Genomic DNA, 4,816 nt, shown 5'->3' with positions numbered 1-4,816 from the left:
AGTAAACCTGGTCGCCGGGACGGGCATCGAGGATGCGCCGGCCGAGCTTCTTGTCGGCGCAGAGGATGTGGTTGTTCGACAGGTACCTGCCGGAAAAAAGCATGGCCGTTTCATTGTCGGGAAAATCGCACATGCAGGTGAAGTCGCGGTTCCAGAATTTCATCCTGCGGTAGACGCCGCTGCTGATGTTCTTGCCCCAGACCACGCACAGGTCCTTGATATTGAGATAATCCTGCCACTGGCGGTGGGAAATGTCGAGCAGCGAATCGCTGCGGTGCTGGCTGACCACGAGGCCGTACAGTTCATAATGGAACAGCGGCGTGACCACATAGGTCAGCTTGTTTTTGATTACCTGGAAGGCGGGCGGAAGGTTTTCCTGGGTCTGCAGGGGATCGCGGAAAAGCTGGGTGAAAATATCTTCTGGCCCGGGCAGGCGCTTGATGAAAAGCAACGAGAGCAGCCAGAGCAACAGGCTGAGCAGCATGGCCAGGCGGAATACCTGGTGCCTGGTTCCGGCCACCTTGTTCAGCCAGGTCATAACGGTCTCTTTTTGTCTGGTTGAAAACGTTGTTTGGGGTTGCTCCGGGGCCGGGAAGCGGTAGCCGCAGGAACAGACCTCCGCTTCCGGCGGACAATAGCAGTCGCATTGGGGACAATTCATCGCGCCTCGCTGGTTTCGGGTATTGTAAGGAAAAAGCGCCCGGATTGCAAGTCGCGGCCGGATGCTTTTTCGGTTTTTTTCGCGTATAATGGGAAAACAAATGATCGCCCGAATCGACCAATGGCTGTGGGCCGCGCGCCTTTTCAAGACCCGGACCCTGGCCAACCAAGCCTGTCGCGGCGGCCGGGTGCAAATCGCCGGCAAGGCGGTCAAGCCGGCCCATCCCGTCCAACCCGGAGAAATCGTCTGCATCAAGCAGGCGCCGATCGTGCGCCAGTACCAGGTGAAGAACCTCGCCGTCAAAAGGGTCTCGGCCGTCCTGGCCCGCGAGCTGTTCTCCGAGATCACGCCGGCCGTTGACCTGGAAAAGCTGGCCCAGGCCAGGCATGACCCGTTGGGATTGATCTTTGCCTGCAGGGAAAAAGGGAGCGGCCGTCCGACCAAGAAAGAACGCCGCAGCCTGGAAGAAATGCGTAACGAGGTAAAATCATGAAAATCCTGTTGCTGGGCGTGGGCATGCAGGGCAAGGCGGCCCTGCACGACCTGTGCCAGAACCCCGATGTCGAACGCATCGTCGCCGCCGATAGCGATTTGCAGGCGCTGCAACGGCATGTCGCGGAAAGGAAATACGGCGACAAGGTCGCTTGCCAGCGGGTGGATGCCGAGGATCCCGGCAGCATCGGCCGGCTCATGGCGCCGAAACCCGCCGTGGTCGTCGATCTGCTTCCCTCGCGCTTCAGCCCGGCGGTCGGCCGCGCCGCCCTCCGGGCCGGCAGCCACCTGGTCAATTCGGTCTACGTCCTCCCCGCGCTGCGCGGGCTCGAAGCGGAGATCGCCGCCGCCGGGCTGACCTTCCTGCCAGAGTTCGGCATGGACCCCGGCATCGACCTGGTGCTGCTCGGCCGTGCCGTCAGCCACTTCGACCGCATCGATACCATCGACAGCTATGGCGCCGGGGTTCCCGAGCCCGGGGCCGACGACAACCCCCTGCGCTACAAGGTGACCTGGACCTTCGCCGGCGTCTTGCGCGCTTACATGCGCGGCGGCCGGCTGATCCGCGACGGCAAAATCGTGGAGGTCGGCAGCAGCGAGACGTTCAGCCCGGAAAACGTGCACGAGGTCGAGATACCCGGCCTGGGCCTCTTCGAGGCTTTCGCCAACGGCGATGCCCTGGCCTATGCCGCGCTGCTGGGAATCGACCCGCTCCGGCTGCGGCGGCTGGGACGCTACTCCTTCCGCTGGCCCGGTCATTGCGCCTTCTGGAAAAAAATGGTCGACCTGCACCTGCTCGACGACGCGCCGCTGACCGTAGACGGCGTCACCGTTAACCGCCGCAATTTCCTGGCCGCGGCCATCGAGCCCCACATCCACCTCGGCGACCGAGAGCGCGACGTCGCGGTAATCCGCGTGGACATCAGCGGCACGAAGGACGGCGTCAAAAAGCGCGCCGTGCTGCAGGTCATCGACTATCGGGATCTGGAGACCGGCTTCACGGCCATGAACCGGACCGTGGGCTATACGACCAGCATCGGCGCCCAGCTCATCGGCAGCGGTCGGATCACCAGGCGCGGCCTGCTCTCGCCCTTGCGCGACATTCCCTATGAAACTTTCAAACAGGAACTCGCCAAGCGCAATATTCACATCAGCGAAGAGATCAAGACCCTGGAATAAACTCCCCGATTTTTTTTAGAACGGACAAAGCGCCTCCGGCCAGGCCGACTTGTCCCGGGGGGACAGCGGCCTCATTTTTATTGATGCGGATTAGCAGGGTGTACGGCCGTGATATAAGCTGTTCAGACAGGCGGCGCACGCTGGGCACGGCCGTACCCGCGCCGCACTCGATAATGGCCAGCTTTTTACCCTCGATCGCCTCCAGCCAATCGCGCAGCCGCCCGGCTTGCTCCCGGCTACGCTGCGGCTGCCAGTTCCAGTCTCCGAACATCAGCACATTGGGCCGCGCCAACCGGCCGCAGGACGGGCAGTCCGGCAGCGGCGGCCGGGCGCGCATGGTTTCCTCGTCCACGTCGAGCACCTGGCTGCCCGTCGGCCAGATCCGGTCCGAACAACCGGCCGCGCATTGCAGGTATTGCAGCGAGCCATGGCATTCATGGATGCACGCTTGCGCGAAGCCGGCTTTTTGGAACTGGCCGTCGACGTTGGAAGTGAAGACGAAATATCCTCCGGCCTTGGCCATGGCCCATTTCAGCAACAGGCCGAATCCCGGGTGGGGAACCGTCCGCCGGTAGAGGTTCAGGCGGTGGCCGTAAAAGCCCCAGGCCAGTTCCGGGTCGGTAGCGAACCATTCGGGGTTGGCCAGTCCGTAGAAATCGAGACCGAGCTTGCGATAGGGCGGATAGGCGTTCCAGAAGCCCTGGTTGCCGCGGAAATCGGGGAGCCCTGAGTCGACGCCCATCCCTGCCCCGGCGCAGACCAGCAGCGCCCCGGCCGCCTCAATGATTTCAACAGCCCCTTTGATCTTTTTGATCCAATTTACAGTCACGCGGCTCCTTTCACAAGCGAAATATTCTCAATCTTAATGTCACCGAGAGCCTACTGGAACTTCAATTTTTCCATCAATAAAATACATTCTTCGGGCAGGCTTTTTTCACGAAGATACTATATCACTGTGCGGACGATTTTTTCTACTACCCCCCTATCGATTGACTATTGTTTGTATATCATCTAATATTTTTTCCGTGATTAAAATTGATTTTTCTGTAAATTCAATTTTGAATTTCACGTCATCATGAACGGTATCTTTGGCATATTTCATCGCGACGGTTCACCGGTTGCACCTGCGGCAATCGCAACCATGCGCGGAGCGATGCACGATTGGGCACGCGATGGAAGTGATGTGTGGGTGGAGGGGTGCGCCGGGCTTGGGCAGACGCGCACTTTTGCCACTCCCGAAGCTCAATTCGAGCATCTACCCTATGTTGATGCCCAACGCGGTCTCGTATTCACGGCCGCTGGTCGCGTAGACAACCGCAATGAACTAGTGACTGATTTGAGATGGTCGATTGAGGATTGGCAATCGACCATCAGCAAAAAATCCGCAATAACCGATGGCGATCTGCTCTTCCATGCCTACCGCAATTGGGGCGAAGATAGCGCTAAGCACATCTATGGCGATTGGGCATTTGCCGCCTATCATCCCGCCGAGCACAAGCTGTTGCTGGCGCGTGATCACTTTGGCCACACGTCGCTGTACTATTATGTCGACACACGGGTTATCGCCTTCGCCTCCGACAACCGCGCCCTGCTTGCCCTCAACCTAGCACCGATGGCGATGGACGAACTGTTTCTGGCGCAGGTACTAGTCTCATGGTTCGCCTATCACGACGAGCGCACGATTCATACGCCGATCAAACGCCTGCCTCCCGCGCACACGCTCACGGTTACCGCCGAACGGGTAAACACACGCCAATACTGGTTCCTCGAACATACACCCGAATTGCGCTTGCAGCGCCGCGAAGATTACGTGGATGCGTTTCGCGAGGTCTTTGAGGAGGCGGTGCGGGCCCGGCTGAGAACTTTCACTGCGAAGAGCGTGGAGAAAGCCGAGGCGTTCATGCTGCCGGTGATCCTCCTCTGAGCCCGATCCCGTCGCCGCAGTTCCCGTTCGTGCAGAAGTTTTGGCCGGTTCACGCTACCATGCAGACTCTCTGGATCACGTCGAACGCCCAGGGCGGCCAAAGCTTCCTGCTGAAGGCGTTGAAGCCCAATCTCATGATCGGCGGCGGCATGGTTGCCATGGCGCTATATGCGGCTATCTGGGCGACGAAGATGCCGCTCCTGCTTTTCTACGGTCTCGCGGGCGGCATAGGCGCGTGGCCGCATCACATGATCCCGACATTCGCCGGCGCGCTGCTCGGCAGGTACTACTTTGCCCGCAGGTTCGGCGTCACGAAGTGGACGATGTACGCGCCCGTGCTGCTAGCGGGATTCTCGTGCGGCATGGGACTCATGGGCATGAGCTCCATCGCGCTTGCCCTGATCTCGAAGTCCGTCTCGTACTTGCCGTTCTAAAGAAGCATGGCTAATAGTTCATGGTTGATGAGAAAAGGGCTTTTCATCAGCCATTAGCCATCCGCCGCGGCGGATCAACCATTCCGCCTGCTGCGCTTTGACAATGGGTCTCTGCTCCGCATAGAA

At 59.8% G+C, this 4,816-nt stretch carries 6 protein-coding genes; 4 read left to right on the top strand and 2 right to left on the bottom strand.

Going from position 1 to position 4,816, the window contains the following annotated elements; all coding sequences use genetic code 11:
* Positions 1–661: hypothetical protein (locus NTW95_14750; protein ID MCX6558667.1), on the bottom strand; the 661-nt coding region annotated here is incomplete at its 3' end.
* A gap of 100 nt (positions 662–761) precedes the next feature.
* Here NTW95_14750 and NTW95_14745 point away from each other — a divergent pair.
* Positions 762–1,154 carry a S4 domain-containing protein gene (locus tag NTW95_14745; protein MCX6558666.1) on the top strand — a complete coding sequence of 131 codons (393 nt, stop codon included), beginning with the start codon at positions 762–764 and terminating at the stop codon, positions 1,152–1,154.
* Positions 1,151–2,332: a saccharopine dehydrogenase NADP-binding domain-containing protein gene (locus NTW95_14740; protein ID MCX6558665.1), complete on the top strand. Its 1,182-nt coding sequence runs from the start codon at positions 1,151–1,153 to the stop codon at positions 2,330–2,332. Before NTW95_14745 ends, NTW95_14740 begins: the two co-directional genes overlap by 4 nt.
* Here the strand turns inward: NTW95_14740 and NTW95_14735 are convergent.
* Positions 2,316–3,161, bottom strand: coding sequence for an NAD-dependent protein deacetylase (locus tag NTW95_14735; protein MCX6558664.1), 846 nt, complete (start codon positions 3,159–3,161; stop codon positions 2,316–2,318). The genes NTW95_14740 and NTW95_14735 overlap by 17 nt on opposite strands.
* A gap of 246 nt (positions 3,162–3,407) precedes the next feature.
* Here NTW95_14735 and NTW95_14730 point away from each other — a divergent pair, with 246 nt between their 5' ends.
* Together NTW95_14730 and NTW95_14725 are read left to right on the top strand one after the other, a co-directional pair.
* Positions 3,408–4,256 (top strand): hypothetical protein, encoded by an 849-nt coding sequence (locus NTW95_14730; protein ID MCX6558663.1) that lies wholly within the window; start codon positions 3,408–3,410, stop codon positions 4,254–4,256.
* Positions 4,257–4,315: 59 nt separating this feature from the next.
* Complete coding sequence (locus NTW95_14725; protein MCX6558662.1) at positions 4,316–4,690, top strand: hypothetical protein; 375 nt, start codon at positions 4,316–4,318, stop codon at positions 4,688–4,690.
* The last annotated feature ends 126 nt before the right edge of the window (positions 4,691–4,816 follow it).

It is taken from the genome of Candidatus Aminicenantes bacterium, assembly GCA_026393795.1.
GTDB lineage: Bacteria > Acidobacteriota > Aminicenantia > UBA2199 > UBA2199 > UBA2199.
The sequence above is the reverse complement of the archived record's forward strand: the minus strand, read 5'-3'. Positions and strand labels throughout refer to the sequence as shown.

Excerpts from the sequence above, each read along its gene's own strand:
- NTW95_14745 (MCX6558666.1), top strand. The coding sequence starts at position 762 with ATGATCGCCCGAATCGACCAATGGCTGTGGGCCGCGCGCCTTTTCAAG.
- NTW95_14740 (MCX6558665.1), top strand. The coding sequence starts at position 1,151 with ATGAAAATCCTGTTGCTGGGCGTGGGCATGCAGGGCAAGGCGGCCCTG.
- NTW95_14730 (MCX6558663.1), top strand. The coding sequence starts at position 3,408 with ATGAACGGTATCTTTGGCATATTTCATCGCGACGGTTCACCGGTTGCA.
- NTW95_14725 (MCX6558662.1), top strand. The coding sequence starts at position 4,316 with ATGCAGACTCTCTGGATCACGTCGAACGCCCAGGGCGGCCAAAGCTTC.